Source organism: Undibacterium sp. RTI2.2 (assembly GCF_035018705.1).
Lineage (GTDB): Bacteria > Pseudomonadota > Gammaproteobacteria > Burkholderiales > Burkholderiaceae_D > Undibacterium.
The window spans coordinates 1-216 of record NZ_JASJXN010000167.1; the positions used below are offsets into that span (position 1 = coordinate 1).

The following is a 216-nucleotide window of genomic DNA, read 5'->3' on the forward strand; positions in this document are numbered from 1 at the left end:
CACTGCGCCGACCATCTTGCAGCTGGGTTACCCGACAAAGAATGCTCTCAAGAGCTGGCATCGGGAATTCGAAGAATTTTGTGATTTGCCGGAAAGCTATGCGCGCAAGAAACCGACGTATTCTGAGCAGCAGAAGAATGAGGTTGTTGAACATTACTTTAATCACGGTCGCTGCATTGCTGCCACGGTCAAGGCATTGGGTTATCCCGGGCGAAA

The 216-nt window shown here is 50.5% G+C and carries 1 pseudogene; it reads left to right on the forward strand.

Features of this window, described 5'->3' with window-relative positions:
- A pseudogene (locus QN395_RS21570) lies at positions 1 to 216 on the forward strand (IS3 family transposase); the annotation flags it as partial.